Annotated in this window: 19 protein-coding genes and 1 riboswitch; of the genes, 11 read left to right on the top strand and 8 right to left on the bottom strand. The window is 71.7% G+C overall.

Annotated elements, in window-relative coordinates; translation table 11 throughout:
- Positions 1-33: 33 nt before the first annotated feature.
- On the bottom strand, positions 34-912 hold the full coding sequence (locus ACWD5F_RS38560) for a hypothetical protein (RefSeq protein ID WP_451260967.1): 879 nt from the start codon (positions 910-912) through the stop codon (positions 34-36).
- Positions 913-1,068: 156 nt separating this feature from the next.
- Between ACWD5F_RS38560 and ACWD5F_RS38555 the strand changes: the two genes are divergently transcribed.
- The 3 genes from ACWD5F_RS38555 to ACWD5F_RS38545 all read left to right on the top strand — a co-directional run bounded on the left by ACWD5F_RS38555 (position 1,069) and on the right by ACWD5F_RS38545 (position 4,259).
- Positions 1,069-1,416, top strand: coding sequence for a hypothetical protein (locus ACWD5F_RS38555; protein WP_401713793.1), 348 nt, complete (start codon positions 1,069-1,071; stop codon positions 1,414-1,416).
- Between the two features lie 7 nt (positions 1,417-1,423).
- The gene (locus tag ACWD5F_RS38550; protein ID WP_451260917.1) at positions 1,424-2,608 is read left to right on the top strand and encodes a glutathionylspermidine synthase family protein; all 1,185 of its coding nucleotides are present in this window, start codon (positions 1,424-1,426) and stop codon (positions 2,606-2,608) included.
- A gap of 74 nt (positions 2,609-2,682) precedes the next feature.
- A riboswitch (ZMP/ZTP riboswitch) is annotated at positions 2,683-2,773 on the top strand.
- Between the two features lie 31 nt (positions 2,774-2,804).
- On the top strand, positions 2,805-4,259 hold the full coding sequence (locus tag ACWD5F_RS38545) for a glycine hydroxymethyltransferase (protein WP_401713790.1): 1,455 nt from the start codon (positions 2,805-2,807) through the stop codon (positions 4,257-4,259).
- A gap of 66 nt (positions 4,260-4,325) precedes the next feature.
- Here the strand turns inward: ACWD5F_RS38545 and ACWD5F_RS38540 are convergent, their stop codons facing one another.
- From ACWD5F_RS38540 to ACWD5F_RS38525, 4 genes are all read right to left on the bottom strand, one after another.
- Positions 4,326-5,102 (bottom strand): hypothetical protein, encoded by a 777-nt coding sequence (locus ACWD5F_RS38540; RefSeq protein ID WP_451260966.1) that lies wholly within the window; start codon positions 5,100-5,102, stop codon positions 4,326-4,328.
- A 101-nt stretch (positions 5,103-5,203) separates the two neighbouring features.
- Complete coding sequence (locus ACWD5F_RS38535; protein WP_451260965.1) at positions 5,204-5,926, bottom strand: hypothetical protein; 723 nt, start codon at positions 5,924-5,926, stop codon at positions 5,204-5,206.
- A gap of 143 nt (positions 5,927-6,069) precedes the next feature.
- Positions 6,070-7,242 carry a hypothetical protein gene (locus ACWD5F_RS38530; protein ID WP_451260916.1) on the bottom strand — a complete coding sequence of 391 codons (1,173 nt, stop codon included), beginning with the start codon at positions 7,240-7,242 and terminating at the stop codon, positions 6,070-6,072.
- On the bottom strand, positions 7,235-7,837 hold the full coding sequence (locus ACWD5F_RS38525) for an RNA polymerase sigma factor (RefSeq protein ID WP_401713786.1): 603 nt from the start codon (positions 7,835-7,837) through the stop codon (positions 7,235-7,237). The genes ACWD5F_RS38530 and ACWD5F_RS38525 overlap by 8 nt, the downstream gene beginning before the upstream one ends.
- A 100-nt stretch (positions 7,838-7,937) precedes the next feature.
- Between ACWD5F_RS38525 and trpS the strand changes: the two genes are divergently transcribed.
- Positions 7,938-8,951, top strand: coding sequence for a tryptophan--tRNA ligase (gene trpS / locus ACWD5F_RS38520; RefSeq protein ID WP_451260915.1), 1,014 nt, complete (start codon positions 7,938-7,940; stop codon positions 8,949-8,951).
- Between the two features lie 140 nt (positions 8,952-9,091).
- The gene (locus ACWD5F_RS38515; protein ID WP_401713782.1) at positions 9,092-9,670 is read left to right on the top strand and encodes a 2'-5' RNA ligase family protein; all 579 of its coding nucleotides are present in this window, start codon (positions 9,092-9,094) and stop codon (positions 9,668-9,670) included.
- 34 nt (positions 9,671-9,704) lie between these two features.
- Here the strand turns inward: ACWD5F_RS38515 and ACWD5F_RS38510 are convergent, their stop codons facing one another.
- Complete coding sequence (locus ACWD5F_RS38510; protein ID WP_451260914.1) at positions 9,705-10,460, bottom strand: decaprenylphospho-beta-D-erythro-pentofuranosid-2-ulose 2-reductase; 756 nt, start codon at positions 10,458-10,460, stop codon at positions 9,705-9,707.
- 98 nt (positions 10,461-10,558) lie between these two features.
- Positions 10,559-11,974, bottom strand: coding sequence for an FAD-binding protein (locus ACWD5F_RS38505; RefSeq protein ID WP_451260913.1), 1,416 nt, complete (start codon positions 11,972-11,974; stop codon positions 10,559-10,561).
- Between the two features lie 133 nt (positions 11,975-12,107).
- On the opposite strand from ACWD5F_RS38505, the gene ACWD5F_RS38500 reads away from it, so the two are divergent.
- The 4 genes from ACWD5F_RS38500 (at position 12,108) to ACWD5F_RS38485 (ending at position 15,062) form a co-directional block, all read left to right on the top strand.
- Positions 12,108-12,644 (top strand): phosphatase PAP2 family protein, encoded by a 537-nt coding sequence (locus tag ACWD5F_RS38500; RefSeq protein WP_451260912.1) that lies wholly within the window; start codon positions 12,108-12,110, stop codon positions 12,642-12,644.
- The gene (locus ACWD5F_RS38495; RefSeq protein WP_451260911.1) at positions 12,641-13,633 is read left to right on the top strand and encodes a decaprenyl-phosphate phosphoribosyltransferase; all 993 of its coding nucleotides are present in this window, start codon (positions 12,641-12,643) and stop codon (positions 13,631-13,633) included. Before ACWD5F_RS38500 ends, ACWD5F_RS38495 begins: the two co-directional genes overlap by 4 nt.
- A 101-nt stretch (positions 13,634-13,734) precedes the next feature.
- Positions 13,735-14,121, top strand: coding sequence for a GtrA family protein (locus ACWD5F_RS38490; protein ID WP_451260964.1), 387 nt, complete (start codon positions 13,735-13,737; stop codon positions 14,119-14,121).
- Complete coding sequence (locus tag ACWD5F_RS38485; protein ID WP_401713772.1) at positions 14,109-15,062, top strand: YihY/virulence factor BrkB family protein; 954 nt, start codon at positions 14,109-14,111, stop codon at positions 15,060-15,062. The genes ACWD5F_RS38490 and ACWD5F_RS38485 overlap by 13 nt, the downstream gene beginning before the upstream one ends.
- Here ACWD5F_RS38485 and ACWD5F_RS38480 read toward each other — a convergent pair.
- A complete protein-coding gene (locus ACWD5F_RS38480) occupies positions 15,010-16,482 on the bottom strand; it encodes a D-alanyl-D-alanine carboxypeptidase (RefSeq protein ID WP_451260910.1) in 1,473 nt (490 codons plus the stop codon). The genes ACWD5F_RS38485 and ACWD5F_RS38480 overlap by 53 nt on opposite strands.
- On the opposite strand from ACWD5F_RS38480, the gene ACWD5F_RS38475 reads away from it, so the two are divergent.
- Both ACWD5F_RS38475 and ACWD5F_RS38470 read left to right on the top strand, forming a co-directional pair.
- Positions 16,421-16,660, top strand: coding sequence for an SCO4848 family membrane protein (locus ACWD5F_RS38475; protein WP_401713769.1), 240 nt, complete (start codon positions 16,421-16,423; stop codon positions 16,658-16,660). The genes ACWD5F_RS38480 and ACWD5F_RS38475 overlap by 62 nt on opposite strands.
- Positions 16,661-16,741: 81 nt before the next feature.
- Positions 16,742-18,004, top strand: coding sequence for a metallophosphoesterase (locus ACWD5F_RS38470; protein WP_451260909.1), 1,263 nt, complete (start codon positions 16,742-16,744; stop codon positions 18,002-18,004).
- Positions 18,005-18,152: the final 148 nt, after the last annotated feature.

Genomic DNA, 18,152 nt, shown 5'->3' with positions numbered 1-18,152 from the left:
CTCCGGCCGTACAGCGAAACAGTAGGAAGCCGGTCAGCCCTCGGGCCTCCGGGAAGGGTTAGGGGAAATCCCGGGGGTGGGCGGCGCCTCCCCGAACCGTGCCAACGCAAGCGCCCCCGCCACCGCCACGCAGAACCCCAGTACCGCCAGCCACACCAAGCCCTCCCTCGTGCGGTCGCCGAGCCAGATCACGCCCACCGCTGCCGGGCCGATCGTCTCGCCGATGACCATTCCGGCGGTGGCCGCGGTCACCGAGCCGTGCTGGAGGGCCGAGGTCAGCAGGAGGAAAGCGGCGGCGCCGCCGAGGAGGAGGGCGTAGGTCGCCGGGTTGGTGAGGAGGTCCGAGGGGGTGACCGAGTCGATCAGGCGTACCGCCACCTCCACCACGCCGAACCCGAACCCCGCACCCAGCCCGAGTGCCGGCGCCCGGCCCCGCCCCGACCAGCGCCCGCCGACCAGCGCGAGCAGCAGTACCGCGACGGCGACCCCGAGCATCGCGTACTTCAGCGTGGTCGACCCGGCGCGGTCCCCTTCCGCGCCCGAGGCCAGTCCCAGCATCGCCAGTCCGCCGCAGACCACCCCGACCGCACTCCACTCCAGCCCGCTCAGCCGCACCCGCAGCAGCCGGGCCGCGACCACCGCCGTCACCGCCAGGCTGGAGGCCAGCGCGGCGCCGACCGCGTAGATGGGGATCGAGCGCAGCGCGGCGATCTGGAACACGAACCCCAGCCCGTCAAGACCGAGCCCGAGCAGATACCGCCACTGCCGCACGGCCCTGAGCAGCAGCGCCGCCTCCCCACCGGCGCCGGTCGCGCGGGTGCCGGCCGTCTCCGCGTCGGCCTCCCGCGTGGCGACGGCCTGCAACACCGTCGCCGTACCGAAGCAGACCGCCGCAGCCAGCGCGCACACCATCCCAAAGATCACAAAGCGACTGTAGGGGAGGGGAGTACGGGCGGGGTGCCTCGTGGCGCGCTCTCACCGATCTCTAGGCTGTCCGCCGAAGATCACACAGCGGCCTGACGGCAGTCGGCCTCTCGCGCAGCGGCCGGATCAACGGGGAGACGGAACATGGCGGACGCACGCAGACAACTACGCTCGGGCACGGTCGTACTCGGCGGCATGGGGCTGCTCGCCGCCGCCCTCACCGCCTGCTCCTCCGACCCCGACAAGCGCTGCGTCGACCGCGACAGCTACAACCTCGCCAAGGGCTACAAGGTCGTCGCCGACAAGAGCTGCAACTCCACCAGGACCTCGGCGAACGGCGCCTGGTACTACGGCGGCAAGAAGAAGGGCTCCTGGGTCGAGGGCGGTTCCTTCACCAAGCCGCGCAAGAGCTCCGGCTCCTCGGGCGGCGGCCACGGCAGCAGCGTCGACCGCGGCGGCTTCGGCAGCGGCAAGGGAAGCTCCGGCGGCTGAGCGACCCATGCGAAGGCACCGGATCACCCCGCGCCCCGACTGGCAGCGCACCGTCGAGGAACAGGGCCTCGTCTATCCCCTCACCCGGTATCCCGACGACTCCTTGCGCCCCTACTGGGACGAGAGCGCCTACTACTCCTTCACGCTCCCCGAGGTCGAGGCCCTGGAGGAGACCGTCGAGGAACTGCACCGCATGTGCCTGGCGGCGGCCGAGCACATGGTGTCCCACCACCGCCTCGCCGACCTCGGCATCACCGACCCCCGCCTCGCGCAGACCGTCGCCGAGGCCTGGCACCGGCGCGCCGAACTCCCTTCCGTCTACGGCCGTTTCGACCTCCGCTACGACGGCACCGGTCCGGCGAAACTGCTGGAGTACAACGCCGACACGCCCACCTCCCTCGTCGAGGCCGCCTCGCCCCAGTGGTTCTGGATGCAGGACCGCTTCCCCGGCGCCGACCAGTGGAACTCCCTCCACGAACGCCTCGTCGCCGCCTGGAAGAACCAGGCCGCCCTCCTCCCGCCCGGCGCGCCCCTCCACTTCGCGCACTCCGCCGCCGACGAACTCGGCGAGGACCTCATGACCGTCGCCTATCTCAAGGAGACCGCCGAACAGGCCGGCCTCGACACCGACTGGATCTCCATGGAGGAGATCGGCTGGGACCCCCTCTCCGGCCGCTTCGTCGACAACCGCCTCCGCTTCATCCGCAGTTGCTTCAAGCTCTATCCCTGGGAGTGGCTCACCAGCGACCGCTTCGCCGACCACGTCCTCGACACCCTCGACAACGGCGGCGGCACCGGCACCACCCTGTGGATCGAACCCGCCTGGAAGATGCTCCTCAGCAACAAGGCCCTGCTGGCCGTCCTGTGGGAGCTGTATCCCGACCACCCCAACCTCCTCCCGTCCTACCTCGACGGCCCCCGCGACCTCGCCCGCACCACGGGCTACGTCGCCAAGCCCCTGCTCGGCCGCGAGGGCGCCGGCGTGACGGTCCACGCCCCGCACACGCCCCCGCCCGAGCCCCAGGAACCCTGCTGCTACCAGCAGTTGGCCCCGCTGCCCGACTTCGACGGCAACCACGTCGTCCTCGGCGCCTGGGTCGTCGAGAACGAGTCGGCCGGTCTCGGCATCCGGGAGTCGTCGGGCCTGGTCACGGACGAGTACGCCCGCTTCCTGCCGCACGTCATCCGGTGAGTCCGCCGCCCGGCCGGACCTCGCTCGCATGGTGGACGGGACACGTCCGCCCCGCGGCCTGCCCGGTAGGCTGACCGGCGGGCCGTGACTGGCGCGCTGGGATGGGACCAACCATCGGGGAGCGGCCCGAACGGAAACTGTGTGCCGTGCGCCTGGGCCGTACCGTGAACGCCGAACGCAACGTCCGGAGGTCCTGATGCCCGACAACTCTGCGCCCCTTTCCCCCGAGTCCACCGCCTTCCGCTCCGCCCTCGATGTGATCCGTGCCGTCGAGCCGCGCGTCGCCGACGCCATCGGCCAGGAGGTGGCCGACCAGCGCGAGATGCTCAAGCTGATCGCCTCGGAGAACTACGCCTCCCCGGCCACCCTCCTCGCCATGGGCAACTGGTTCAGCGACAAGTACGCCGAGGGCACCGTCGGACGCCGCTTCTACGCCGGCTGTCGCAACGTCGACACCGTCGAGTCCCTCGCGGCCGAGCACGCCAAGGAACTCTTCGGCGCCCGCCACGCCTACGTCCAGCCGCACTCCGGCATCGACGCCAACCTCGTCGCCTTCTGGTCCGTCCTCGCCCAGCGCGTCGAGGCCCCCGCCCTGGAGAAGGCCGGCGTCCGCCAGGTCAACGACCTCTCCGAGGCCGACTGGGCCGAACTGCGCCAGGCTTTCGGCAACCAGCGCATGCTCGGCATGTCCCTGGACGCCGGCGGCCACCTCACCCACGGCTTCCGCCCGAACATCTCCGGCAAGATGTTCGACCAGCGGTCCTACGGCACCGACCCCACCACCGGCCTCATCGACTACGAGGCCCTGCGCACCTCCGCCCGCGAGTTCCAGCCGCTGATCATCGTCGCCGGCTACTCCGCCTACCCCCGTCTCGTGAACTTCCGCATCATGCGCGAGATCGCCGACGAGGTCGGTGCGACCCTGATGGTCGACATGGCGCACTTCGCCGGTCTGGTCGCCGGCAAGGTGCTGACCGGTGACTTCGACCCGGTCCCGCACGCCCAGATCGTCACCACCACCACCCACAAGTCGCTGCGCGGCCCGCGCGGCGGCATGGTCCTGTGCGACGACTCCCTCAAGGACCAGGTCGACCGCGGCTGCCCGATGGTCCTCGGCGGTCCGCTCCCGCACGTCATGGCCGCCAAGGCCGTCGCCCTCGCCGAGGCCCGTCAGCCCTCCTTCCAGGACTACGCCCAGCGCATCGTCGACAACTCCCGCGCCCTCGCCGAGGGGTTGATGAGCCGCGGCGCCACCCTCGTCACCGGCGGCACGGACAACCACCTCAACCTGATCGACGTCACCACCTCCTACGGCCTCACCGGCCGCCAGGCCGAGGCCGCCCTCCTCGACTCCGGCATCGTCACCAACCGCAACTCCATCCCGGCCGACCCCAACGGCGCCTGGTACACCTCCGGCATCCGCATCGGCACCCCCGCCCTGACCACCCGTGGTCTCGGCACCGCCGAGATGGACGAGGTCGCCGCGCTCATCGACCGCGTCCTCACCACCGCGGAGCCCGGCACCACCAGCAAGGGCGCGCCGTCCAAGGCCCAGCACGTCCTCGACCCCAAGGTCGCCGACGAGATCTCCCGCCGCGCCACCGACCTCGTGGCCGGCTTCCCGCTCTACCCGGAGATCGACCTGGGCTGAGGCCCATCGAGCTGACGCGGCAAGCCGTTCCGACGGCTGGCCTCACCTCACCTCACCGCACTCACCTCACAGGTCGAGGTCGATCAGCTCATGTCGTGGCTCCTCCCGCGGCGGTCCGGCTCCCTGCCGGGCCGCCGCGCGGCGTATCAGCAGCGTGCCGCCGACACCGACCGCGAGCCCCACGGCGAGCCCCGGCAGCGTCCACCAGACACCACCCCGGCCTAGCCCGCCTCCGCCCAGCCTGTCCGCCGCGCCTGCTCTGTCCGAACTCCCCTCGGCGTTCTCGCCGGTTCCGCCCCCAGACCTGCTCCGCGGCCCGTCCCCGAGCCCGTCGAGCACGCCCTGCTGCTCCAGCGTCACGAAGATCGAGCGCGGCGCCCGGTGCCAGCGGATGTCGTCGTCCTCCACGTCCGGCGCGAGGTCGCTGCGCACCCAGGGCGAACCGTCCGCCGCCACGAACAGTTGGTCCTGCCGCTCCATGGCCACGTCACCGCCCGGCGCCCGATGGGTCTGCGGCCAGCCCCCGACACCCGACAGCCCCCAGATCACCGTGAAGTCCACCGGCGGATACCGGCCCTCGGTCCACTCCTCCGGCACCCGTTCCGTCCCGGTGAACGACGGCCGCAACAGCTCCGTCAGCCGCGCGAACGCAGGCTCGCCGGAACGCAGCGCCATCGTCCGTCCCGTGCCACCCGCGACGATCACCGCTGTGTCGGGAGTGTCCCGGCCCGGCGTCGGAGCCTCCGCAGCTGTTCGGGCCACTGCCCCGGGCCCGGCCCCTGTGCCGACCGCCGCGTCGGCCATCGGCACCCCGCACAAGGTCACCGCCACCACCGGCAACATCACCGCCACCGCCGGCAACATCGTCGCAAGCCGCGCCGTCGCCCGCCCGACTCGTGTGCCATGCCCGGTCCGCCCAGCCCGCCCGGTCCGCCCGCACCCCCTCATACGTCCCGCAACTCCTGCCTGGGCCCCGACTCTGGCCCTCCGCGCCCCCACCCCGACGGCAGTCGCGACGCCAGCGGTCGCAGCACCAGCGCCACCCCCGCCCCGGCCGCCGCCCCCGGCAGCGTCCACCACCAGTTGGACCACCAGCGGGTGCCGTCGGGCGGGTCCGGCAAGCCGACCGACACGGTGGTCGTCGACGTGTCCGGTACGTCGGTCGGCACAGTGGCCGGCTCCGGCGTCGGCTCCTCCGATCGCCACGGCTCCGGGAAGATGCCCGTGGAGGGGTCGCCCGAGGCCTTGCCCATCACGCCCAACTTCTTCAACAGAGCGCGCAGTTCGGCAGGGTGGTCGGCGCGGTGCCAGTAACCGTTCGGCGTTTCCGGCATGTTGGCCGCCGTGTGGATCCAGACGGCGCGGGGCCCGGAGTCGACGGGGAAGACCCGGTCCACGCGCCACGGCGACATGTCGTGCACCATCCATGTGACGTTGATCTGCCGCGCGTTGGCCAAATTGACCTCGGCCGGCTGGTCCCGGCTGCCCACTTCCGCCGCGCCGAGCAACTGTTCCAGCGCGCCGTATTCCTTGTCGGAGTAGTACAACCCGGTGGCCTGGCCGCTGGTCGGCGAGGTCACCAGCACACTCGTCGGTCCGCCCGCCGAGGCCGACGACGCCACCCACGTCATCAGGGCCAGCGTCACCGCCAACGCGCCTGCCAACACCGCCAGTTCACGGACCCGGCCCCGCCATCTGTTCCGCCACCCGCGCATTCCGTCCCCCAACCAGTCGTCCCTCGACCCGTCCCCGAGCCGTATGTCACTTCTGGTACACCGCCCGACCCGCCGGGGTTCCCACCCCGACCGCACTATTTCGCCGACCCGCCGGCAGACCCGCCGCCGGAGTCATCGGAGGGTCCGTCGGCAGAGCCATCGCCAGACCCGCCGGAGCCCTCGACAGAGCCCCCGGCGGAGCCCGCGGCAGACATCTCCCCGGCCTTCTCCAACCCCTTCGCGATCTCCACCGCCCGAGCCCTCGACGCCACCCCCTCCAGCCGGAGCGTCACCTCGTCGAGGCCGGTCCGGTGCATCCACAGCAGCGTCGGCCCGGCGGTCCGCTCCTTGCGGGTGAAGCGGCTGCCGTCCGCGTCGATCAGCCAGAAGCTCAGCAGATGAGGGCGGGGGAACCACAGGGCGTAGTCCCGAATGCCGTCGGTCGAGGTCTCCTCGCCCAGCGGGACCCACTCCGGCTGTTCGCGCGCGGTCTTGGTGAAGGTGAGGTCCAGTGGGTTCGGCATCTCGTCCAGCCGGACCGTGTGCCCGTCCTCGCGCCAGCACAGGCTCACCAGGAACCGCCCGTGCGGCTCACCGGTCACCGCCACCGTGTCCGGGACGCCCAGCGCCTTCGGCACCAGCGGTTCGAACCCGGCGCGCTGCTCGGCCTGCCCGAGCGACACCGACCGCCCGCACCCGGGCACCTCGGCGCCGGGCGAGGGCACCGCCGACGGGTCGTACCGCACCTCGACCCCGCCGAAGTCGAACCAGTCGAAGACCGCCGCCCGCACCGGGGGCGTGAGCACGAGCACCGTCAGCAGGCCGCACAGCAGGGCGGTCAGCGAACGCCAGCGCAGTCGCGTCCAGTGCCGGACCGACCGCAGGCGCGCGCCGACCGGCCGTGGCTCGGGGACCGGGGTCGGCAGTTGTTCGGCGAGTATCTGGCCCAGTACCCGCTCGACCATCGTCTCGGAGTCGTCGGTGCCTCCGGTGCCGGGCGCGTCCAGCGACCGGCCCAGCGCCTTCAGCTCCTCCGGCAGCCGGGCGGCATCCTCCCGGGTCCGGCCCCGCTCACGTCCCTGCTCGCGTCCCCGCGCACGTCCTCGCGGACCCCGGCCGCCGCCCCGACCGTCACCCCGGCCGCGCGGGCCACGGCCACCGGTGCCTCCGGCGGCGCGGCCGCCCTCACCCTCGTACCTCTGCCCCTCGTCACCCCGACCCTCGAAGCTCTCGTCCTCGAAACCGTCGTCCTCGTGCGACTCACTCATGCTCATCACCCCCTTCCCGAGGTCGGAAATCCGGCAGCAGTCTGCCCAGCTTTCGCAGGGCGCGGCTGAGGCGGGACTTCACCGTGCCTCTCGGCCAGCCGAGGGCCTGGGCGGTCTCCGGCTCGTCCATCTCCAGCAGATAGCGGTAGGTGACGACCAGGCGGTGCTCCTCGCTCAGCTTCTCCAGGGCGGACAGCAGGGCCGCGCGGCGCTCCGTCTCGATGGTCGCGACCGCCGGGTCCGCCGATTCCGGTATCAGCGGCTCGGCCTCGGCGAACGCCGCTTCCCGGCCGGCGAGCGTGCGCTGCCGGGCCGCCGTGCGCACCGTGTTCCTCGTCTCGTTGGCGACGATCGACAGCAGCCACGGCTTGAAGGCCGCGCCGTCCTTGAACCCGCCCAGCGCGCAGTACGCCTTCACGAAGGCCTGCTGCACCACGTCCTCCGCGTCCGCACCCGCCCCGAGTGCCGCGGCCGCCCTGAGCGCGATGCCCGTATGGGCCCGCACCAGCTCCGCGTACGCCTCCGGCTCTCCGGCGCGTACGCGTGCGATCACCGCGGCCTCATCGACGATGCGGCCCCCCTCCCGCGTTCTCACACATTTGGTACACCGCCCGACCCGGATCGGTTCCCACCCGTGTCACATCTGTTTCCGACCGGTTCCGGACCCGCCCCCCAGACCTGAGAGAATGGTGAGCATGGCTTCTGACCGTCCCCGCGTGCTCTCCGGAATCCAGCCCACCGCAGGCTCGTTCCACCTCGGCAACTACCTCGGCGCCGTCCGCCAGTGGGTGGCTCTCCAGGAGTCCCACGACGCGTTCTACGCGGTCGTGGACCTGCACGCGATCACGATCCCGCAGGACCCCGCGGAGCTGCGCGCCAACACCCGGCTCGCCGGCGCGCAGCTGCTGGCGGCCGGGCTCGACGCGGAGCGCTGCACGCTCTTCGTGCAGAGCCACGTCCCCGAACACGCCCAGCTGGCGTGGGTCATGAACTGCCTGACCGGGTTCGGCGAGGCCTCCCGCATGACCCAGTTCAAGGACAAGTCCGCCAAGCAGGGTGCCGACCGGGCGAGCGTCGGCCTGTTCACGTACCCGATCCTCCAGGTCGCGGACATCCTGCTGTACCAGGCCAACGAGGTGCCGGTCGGTGAGGACCAGCGGCAGCACATCGAGCTGACCCGCGACCTCGCCGAGCGCTTCAACGGCCGCTTCGGCGAGACCTTCACGATCCCGAAGCCGTACATCCTCAAGGAGACGGCGAAGATCTACGACCTCCAGGACCCGTCGATCAAGATGAGCAAGTCGGCGTCCACGCCGAAGGGCCTCATCAACCTCCTCGACGACCCGAAGGCCACCGCCAAGAAGGTCAAGAGCGCGGTCACCGACACCGACACCGTCATCCGCTACGACGCGGTGGAGAAGCCGGGCGTCAGCAACCTGCTCACGATCTACTCGACCCTCACCGGCAAGTCGGTCGCGGAGCTGGAGCTGGACTACGAGGGCAAGATGTACGGCGCCCTCAAGACGGACCTCGCCGAGGTCATGGTCGAGTTCGTGACGCCCTTCAAGGAGCGCACGCAGCAGTATCTGGACGACCCGGAGACGCTCGACTCGATTCTGGCCAAGGGCGCGGAGAAGGCGCGTGCCGTCGCCGCGGAGACCCTCTCCCAGGCCTATGACCGGGTCGGCTTCCTGCCCGCGAAGCACTGAGGCGCACAACCGCACACACGTACCACTGGACAGAGCGCTGCACATCACTACGGTTGCGCCTGCCCGCATCCCAGCCGTGGCCGTACAGTCGATAGCCGAACGGATGGGAACGACCGACCGACACGACGACAGGAGATGACGTGGGGACCGTAACGATCGGCGTGTCGATCGCGGTCCCGGAGCCTCACGGCAGCCGCCTCCAACGGCTGCGCACCGGCTTCGGGGACGCCGCTGCTCACGGCATCCCCACGCACGTCACCCTGTTGCCGCCGACGGAGGTCGACGGCGCTTCGCTGCCGGCCGTCGAGGCGCATCTGACGGAGCTCGCCGGGAACGGCCGACCGTTCCGGATGCGGCTGTCCGGCACGGGCACCTTCCGGCCGCTGTCGCCCGTCGTCTACGTGCGCGTGGAGGATGGCGCCGAGGCGTGCACCTGGCTGCAGAAGCAGGTCCGCGACGCCTCCGGGCCCGTCGCACGCGACCTGCAGTTCCCGTACCACCCTCATGTGACGATCGCGCACGGCATCGACGACGAGGCGATGGACCGTGCCTTCGAGGAGCTCGCCGACTACGAGGCCGAGTGGCCGTGCACCGGGTTCGCGCTGTACGAGCAGGGCGCGGACGGCGTGTGGCGCAAGCTGCGGGAGTTCCCCTTCGGGAGCTCGGTGGTGCCGCCGCAGGCCGGTCACGTGGAGCGGGGCACCATCCCGAGCCGGTAGGCCTACGCCTACAAGGACAGCCGTCGGCCTACATCTACAGGGACAGCCGTCGGAACACCCCGCGCGGGACGTGCCGCAGGGCCGACATCACCACGCGCAGCGTGCCGGGCACCCACACCGTCTCCGAGCGGCGGCGCAGGCCCAGTTCGACGGCCGTCGCGACCGCCTCCGGGGTCGTCGCCAGCGGCGCCTCCGGCAGCCCCGCCGTCATCTTCGAGCGGACGAACCCGGGGCGTACGACCATGACGTGCACGCCGGTGCCGTGGAGCGCGTCGCCGAGGCCCTGGGCGAACGCGTCCAGGCCCGCCTTGCTGGAGCCGTAGATGAAGTTGGCGCGGCGGGCGCGCTCGCCGGCGACGGAGGAGAGCACCACGAGCGAGCCGTGGCCCTGCGCCTGCAACGCGCGTGCGCTCACGAGCCCGGCCGACACCGCGCCCGTGTAGTTGGTCTGCGCGACGCGCACCGCGGCGGCCGGATCACGCTCGTCGTTCGCCTGGTCGCCGAGGATCCCGAAGGCGAGCAGCACCATGTCGACGTCGCCCTCGGCGAACACCTTGCCGAGCGCCACCTCGTGCGCGTCGGGGTCGAGCGCGTCGAAGGCCACGGTGTGCACGTCGGCGCCGAGACCGCGCAGCTGCTCCGCGGACTGCTCCAGGGCCGGAGAGGGGCGTCCGGCGAGCCACACCGTGCGGGTGCGGCGGGCGATCAGACGGCGGGCGGTGGCGAGGGCGATCTCGGACGTACCGCCGAGAACGAGCAGGGACTGGGGGAGACCGAAGGCGTCCTTCACGAGAGAGCTCCTAGCGGGTGCCTGGGGGTTGCCTGGGGTTGCGTGGAGGGTGTCCGGAAGGTGCCCGGAGCTTGGGGTTGCTCAGAGCTTGGGGCTGTTCAGAGGGCGAGGCGGCGGGCGAGGTCCGACACGAACACCCCGCGCGGGTCGAGTTCCGCGCGTAGTGCCCGGAAGTCGTCGAGGCGCGGGTACATGGCGGCGAGCAGGTCGGGGCGCAGCCGGGAGTCCTTGGCGAGGTAGACGCGTCCGCCGGCCTCGGCCACGTCCTCGTCGAGCTGGTCGAGGAGGACACCGAGGCCGGGCAGGCCGGCCGGGATGTCGAGGGCCAGCGTCCAGCCGGGCACGGGGAAGGAGAGCCAGCCGGGGTCGGCCTCCCCGAAGCGCTTGAGGACGGCCAGGAAGGACGGGCACCGGTGCTCGGAGATGCGTCGCACGATCCGGCGCAGGGCGTCCTCCCGGCCGTGTCCGACGACGAACTGGTACTGCACGAAGCCGCCGCGGCCGTAGACGCGGTTCCAGTGCGGCACGCCGTCCAGGGGGTGGAAGAAGGCGGGGATCCGCTGGAGTTCGCCGGTACGCGCGCGGGGTGCCTTGCGGTACCAGAGCTCGTTGAACAGGCCCACGGTCGTGCGGCTCAGCAGGCCCTCCGGGAGGAAGGCGGGGGCGGCCGGGAGCCGGCGGGTCCGGAAATCCAACGGTGCTCTACGCGTGCGTGCGGGCAGCGCGTCGAGGGGCGCGTGGTCGCCGCGGGTGAGCACCGCGCGGCCCGTCGCCGCTCCTCGCGCGAGGAGGTCGATCCAGGCGACCGAGTAGCGGTAGTGGTGATCGGTCGCCGTGAGGCGTGCCATCAGGTCGTCGAGGTCCGTCGCGCGTTCGGTGTCGACCGACATCAGGGACGTCTCGACGGGCAGCAGTTGAACGGTCGCCGTCAGGATCACGCCGGTCAGGCCCATGCCGCCGGTGGTCGCGTCGAACAGGGGCGTGCCGCGGCTCACCGTGCGGATCGTGCCGTCGGCGGTGAGGAGTTCGAAGGACAGGACGTGCCGGGAGAAGGAGCCCGAGACGTGGTGGTTCTTGCCGTGGATGTCCGCGCCGATCGCGCCGCCGACCGTCACCTGGCGCGTGCCCGGCGTCACCGGCACGAACCAGCCGAGCGGCAGCAGGACCTCCATCAGCCGGTGCAGGGAGACGCCCGCGTCGCACAGCACGATGCCCTCGGCGGCGTCGATCACGTGGACGCGGTCCAGACCCGTCATGTCGAGCACCGCGCCGCCGGCGTTCTGCGCCGCGTCCCCGTAGGCCCGCCCCAGGCCCCTGGGAATGCCCCCGCGGGCCCCGCAGCCCCGGACGGCCGCCACGGCCTCCTCGTACGTCCCCGGGCGGATCAGACGGGCCGCCGTGGGCGCGGTGCGGCCCCACCCGGTGACGGGAACGGGGACGGCTGCGCGAAGGGGAGCGGGAGCGGGGACGGCTGCGGGAACGGGCGCGGACGTGGGGGCGGCGTCGGCAGACATGTCCGCGACCGTATCGCCCCTATGTGATCGGTTTGTTCATAAACATGACCTCCCTCCCCGAAATGGGTGATTAATGGGATGTCGCTCAATATTGCCGGAGTTCCAACGGCGTTGACGTGAACAGTGAGTCCACATGGAGCACACGGATCCCACGGACCCCATGGACCTGGACCACCGAGTCCTTTCGGCCTGCCGGGCGTACGGCGCCGATCCGCGCGTCGCCGGAGCCGCGCGCGCCCTCTCCCGGGCCGGCGAGCACGGTGCGCTGTGGCTCGCGGCGGGGCTCGCGGGAGCCGCCGTGGACGGCGCGCGACGCGGCGCCTGGTTGCGCGGCACGGCGCTCACCGCCGGTGCGCACCTCGTCAGCATGGGCGTGAAGAGAGCGGTGCGCCGCCCGCGTCCGACCCACGTCGAACCCCTCGTGCGCACCGCGGGCCGGCACTCCTTCCCCAGCTCCCACGCGACCTCCGCCGCCGCGGCGGCCGTCGCCTTCGGGGCGCTCGGCGCGCACGTGGTCCCGCCGCTCGCCGCCGCGATGTGCCTCTCCCGCCTGGTCGTCGGCGTCCACTACCCCTCGGACGTGGTGGCGGGCGCGGCCCTGGGGGCGCTCACGGCGCGCATCGGATCGCGCTGGATGAAGGTCGCGCTGCACGACGGAGGGCGCTCATGACGGAGACCGCGCCCCTCACCGGCAGCGCGCGCACCCGCGAGACGGCGCTCCTGGAACAGCGCACGCCCGGGCGACGTACCCCGCCACCCCGCAGGGGCACCCGCCTCGGCTCGGTCCTCCGCGGTCTGCTGAGGACCGCGCGCCCCAAGCAGTGGGTCAAGAACGTCCTGGTCGTCGCCGCCCCGGCCGCCGCCGGCCAGCTCTTCACCCGGCACGCGCTCACCCAACTCGCGCTGGTCTTCGCGCTGTTCACCGCCTGCGCCGCCGCCGTCTACCTGATCAACGACGCCCGCGACGCCGAGGCCGACCGCGCCCACCCCACCAAACGGCACCGCCCGGTCGCCGCAGGACAGGTCCCCGTACCCGTCGCCTACGCCGTCGGAGGCGCCCTCACGGCCCTCGCACCGGCGCTCGCGGCCTGGCTGGTGTCGCCGGTCGTCGCGGCGCTCCTGACGGCCTACCTGGGCATGCAACTGGCGTACTGCGTCAGCCTCAAGCACGTCCTGGTCGTCGACCTCGTCGTCGTCACGACCGGCTTCCTGATGCGGGCGATGATCGGCGGGCTCGCCCTCGGGATCCCGCTCTCGCGCTGGTTCCTGATCACGACCGGCTTCGGCGCGCTGTTCATGGTCGCGGCCAAGCGCTACTCCGAGGCCGTGCAGCTGGCCGGAAAAGGCGGCGCCACGCGCGCGTTGCTCACCGAGTACACCACCGGCTACCTGCGGTTCGTGTGGCAGCTGGCCGCCGGGGTCGCCGTGCTCGGCTACTGCCTGTGGGCCCTGGAGGAGGGCGGCGTCTCGCACGCGAGCGTGCTGCCCTGGCGCCAGTTGTCCATGGTCGCCTTCATCCTCGCCGTCCTCAGGTACGCCGTCTTCGCGGACCGCGGCACGGCCGGCGAACCCGAGGACGTCGTCCTGCGCGACCGGGCGCTCGCCCTCATCGCCCTGGTGTGGCTGGCGATGTACGCGCTGGCGGTGGCGAATTGGTGACCCATGTGAGCCCGACGCCCACCGCGAGCCCCGCCACGGCACTCGCCCGCCCCGCCTCCCGCAGCCGGCCCCGCCGTCGCGAACTCCTCGCCTTCGCCGCCGTGGGACTCCTCGCCTACGCCACCGACCTCGCCCTCTTCACCTGCCTGCGCGGCCCGGCCGGGCTCGACCCGATCACCGCCAAGGCGCTCTCCTTCGTGGCCGGCTGCTCGATCGCGTACACGGGCAACGCGCTCGGCACCTACCGGGGCACCGGACCGGGCGGCCTGCGCCCCTACGCGGTCTTCGTCGCCGTCAACATCGCCGGCGCCCTCGTCCAGCTCCTGTGCCTCGCCGTCAGCCACTACGGCCTCGGCCTCACCTCGCAGCGCGCGGACACGGTCTCCGGTGCTGTAATCGGCATGGCCCTTGCGACGATCCTGCGGTTCTGGGGTACTCGCACATTGGTTTTCCGCAGTGAGGGCAGAGTCGGATCATGGACTGGCTGAAGAAGCTCCCCGTCGTCGGGCCGCTGATGACGCGGCTGACCGCCACGCACGCGTGGCGGTCCTACGAGCGCCTGGACCGGGTGAAGTGGTCGCGGCTGGCCGCCGCGATGACGTTCATCAGCTTCATCGCGCTGTTCCCGCTGCTCACCGTGGCCGCCGCGGTCGCCGCCGCCACGCTCAGCACCGAGCAGCAGAACACGCTCCAGGACAAGATCGCCGACCAGGTGCCCGGCATCTCCGACCAGCTCGACATCCACGGTCTGGTGCAGAACGCCGGCACGATCGGCCTCATCGCCGGCGCCGCGCTGCTGTTCACCGGCATCGGCTGGGTCGGGTCGATGCGCGACTGTCTGCGCGCGGTGTGGGAGCTGCCGGACCGGGAGGGCAACCCGATCCTGTCCAAGGCCAAGGACGCGATCATCCTGATCGGCTTCGGCGGCGCCGTCCTCGTCACGATCGCCATCTCGACCGTCGCCTCGGCCCTGGTCGGCTGGATCGGCGAGCAACTCGGCCTCCAGGAGGGCGGCATCGGCCGGGCCCTGCTGCGGATCGCCGCGTTCACCGTCGCCGTACTCGCCGACTTCCTGCTGCTCCTGTACGTCCTCACGCTGCTGCCCGGCGTGGAGCCGACGCGCCGTCGGCTGCTGGTCGCCGCGCTGACCGGCGCCGTCGGCTTCGAACTGCTGAAGCTGCTGCTGAGCGGCTATATGCAGGGCGTCGCCGCGAAGAGCATGTACGGCGCCTTCGGCGTGCCCGTCGCGCTGCTGCTGTGGATCAACTTCACCTCGAAACTCGTCCTGTTCTGCGCCGCCTGGACGGCGACACAGAGCGAGCAGGACGAGATCCGCGAGGAGGAGGCCGAGGAGCGCGACGGGGAGATCCGCAAGGTCAGGGACGAGGACGACGACGTACCAGATCAGGCAGCGGCCAGCGGCGGTTGACCAGGTAGGCGGCGGCCGCGAGCAGCACCAGCGCGCCGCCCGTGATCGCCAGTGCCGTCCCGATGCCGCCGGAGTCCTCCTCGGCCGCGGCCTTCTTCGTCACCGGGTCCGTCGACGCGTCGCCGGACCCGCCCGCCTGCCCGGAGGAGGCCGTGGCGCCCGGCTGGGCGCTCGCCTGCGCGCCCTTCGGCGCCACCAGCTCGCCCACCGGCTGCGCCTTGCCGGCCGCCTTGAAGCCCCAGTCGAAGAGCTTGGAGGTCTCCTTGTAGACCTCGTTGTGGTCGTTCTTCGACGGGTTCATGACGGTGACGAGCAGCACCTTGCCGTTGCGTTCGGCGACCCCCGTGAAGGTCGCGCCCGCATTCGTCGTATTGCCGTTCTTGACGCCCGCGATGCCCTGGTACACAGGGGTGTCGTAGTCGCCGCTCAGCAGCCGGTTGGTGTTCTGGATCTCGAAGGACTTGCGGACCTTCTTGCCTTTCTTGTTCTTCTTCGTCTCGCCCGGGAACTGCGCCCGCACCGTCGAGCAGTACTCCCGGAAGTCCTTCTTCTGCAGCCCGGAGCGGGCGACAAGCGTCAGGTCGTACGCGGAGGAGACCTGCCCCGGCGCGTCGTAGCCGTCGGGGGTGACCACGTGCGTGTCGAGGGCCTGGAGCTCCTCGGCGTGCTCGTTCATCTGCTGGACGGTGGTGTCGACGCCGTCGTTCATCGCCGACAGCACGTGCACGGCGTCGTTGCCGGAGCGCAGGAACACGCCGAGCCACAGGTCGCGGACCGTGTAGGTCTCGCCCTCCTTTATCCCGACCATGCTGGAGTCGGCCCCGATGCCCGCCAGGTCGGCGGGGACGACCTTGTGCTTCTCGGCCTTCGGGAACTTCGGCAGCACCGTGTCCGCGAACAGCATCTTCATCGTGCTCGCCGGGGGCAGCCGCCAGTGCGCGTTGTGCGAGGCGAGCACGTCGCCGGACTCGGCGTCGGCGACGATCCAGGAGCGGGCCGTGAGGTCCTTGGGGAGCACGGGGGCGCCGCTGCCCAGATCGACCTGCGTGCCCGCCTGCCCGAGGCGTGCGCCGCCCACGGTCGACATCTTCGCCGGTGGTGCGGCCGACGGACTGGTCGAAGGACTGGAGCTGGAGCTCGTCGAAGGACTCGGACTCGTCGAGGGACTCGGGGCCGCGAGCGTGACGGGCGCGGTCAGCGCGAGCGACGACAGGGCGGCGGAGGTGACCAGCAGGGTTCGCCTGACGGTCTTCTTGGCAGCGGGCACGGACGAGAACGTACATGGCGTGCGACGGGAAGTCCCACCGCCCACCCCACCCCGGGAAGGGAACCGGACAGGCGGCGGCGATACTGAACGTATGAAGCTCAGCCGCCCGGTCTCCTGGTTCCTGCTCGCCTTCGGGGTGTGGAGCTGGGTCATCTGGGTCACTTTCGTCAAAAACCTTGTCAAGGACAGCAGCGGGCTCGCGTTCGAGGACGGGAACCCGACGGCGTACTTCTGGGTGCACCTGACGCTCGCCGTCGTCTCCTTCGTATTGGGGACGGTTGTGGGGGGCATCGGGTTGCGCGGACTGCGCGCATTGCGCCGCGCCGCATAGAAGTCCGCGCAGAAGTCCGCACGCAAGTCCTCCAGAAATCCTCCAGAAGTCCTCACAAAAGACAGCGGGGTTCACGGCACGGTGGTCATCGTCTTCGCGCTGCTCGCGCTCACGGTCCTGGTGGCGGGCAACTGGTATCTGTGGCGCCGCTTGTTCCGCGACACGACCCGGGGCCCGGGTGTCATGCGCCGCGTGGGCGTGGCCGTCGTCGCGGGCGGCTGGCTGCTGGCGATCGGCGCGCTCGTCGCCGAGCGGTCCGGCGCGCCCTTCTGGCTCCAGCAGACCCTCGCCTGGCCGGGCTTCCTGTGGCTGGCCCTCTCGATCTACCTGCTGCTCGCGGTGGTCGCGGGAGAGGTCGTACGACCGCTGCTGCGCCGCCTGCTGGAGCGCCGGGCGCGCCCGGCGGCGGACGTACGGGAGCCGGTCCCGGCGGGAGCACTGCCGGCGCCCGCTGAGGAGCCGACTCCCGAGGAGGCACCCACCGCCGCCTCCTCCGGGACAGCCGAACGGCCCGCGCCCCCCGACCCCTCCCGCCGCCTCTTCGTCTCCCGCGTCGTCGCCGGAGCCGGCGCCGCGGTGGCCGTCGGGACCGTGGGATACGGGACGTACGGCGTCCTGCGCGGCCCGCGCGTGAAGCGGGTCACCGTGCCGCTGGCCAAGCTCCCGCGCGGGGCGCACGGTTACCGCATCGCCGTGGTCAGCGACATCCACCTGGGCCCGACGCTGGGCCGGGGCTTCGCGCAGCGGGTCGTCGACACGATCAACGGCACCCAGCCGGACATCGTCGCGGTCGTCGGCGACCTGGTCGACGGCAGCGTGAAGGACCTGGGCCCGGCCGCCGCGCCGCTGTCGCAGCTGAAGGCGCCCGCCTACTTCGTCACCGGCAACCACGAGTACTTCTCCGGCGCCGAACAGTGGGTCGAGGAGGTGCGCCGGCTCGGCCTGCTCCCGCTGGAGAACGCGCGCACCGAGTTGCCGTGGTTCGACCTGGCCGGCGTCAACGACATCGCGGGCGAGAGCGAGGGCCAGGGCCCGGACTTCACCAAGGCGCTGGGCGACCGCGACACCACGCGCGCGTGCGTGCTGCTCGCCCATCAGCCGGTGCAGATCCACGACGCCGTCGACCACGACGTCGACCTCCAGCTCTCCGGCCACACCCACGGCGGTCAGCTCTGGCCCGGCAACTTCGTGGCGGAGGCGGCGAATCCGACCGTCGCGGGCCTGGAGCGGTACGGCGACACGCAGCTCTACGTCTCCCGGGGCGCCGGCGCCTGGGGGCCGCCCACGCGCGTGGGCGCGCCCTCGGACATCACGGTGATCGAGCTGGCCTCGATGCGCGCCTGAGCGTCGGCACCCCTTTCCAGAAGGCGACCCACTTTTCAGAAGGCCGACTTCCTTACCGAAGGCCGACCCCCTAACCGAGGTCCACGCCCCCTCCCGAAGCCCAACTCCCTTTCCAGGAACCCGCTTTCGCCGGTTTTCACATCCTGTG

Source organism: Streptomyces sp. NPDC002499 (assembly GCF_053595415.1).
This window is presented reverse-complemented; position numbering and strand designations above follow the sequence as displayed.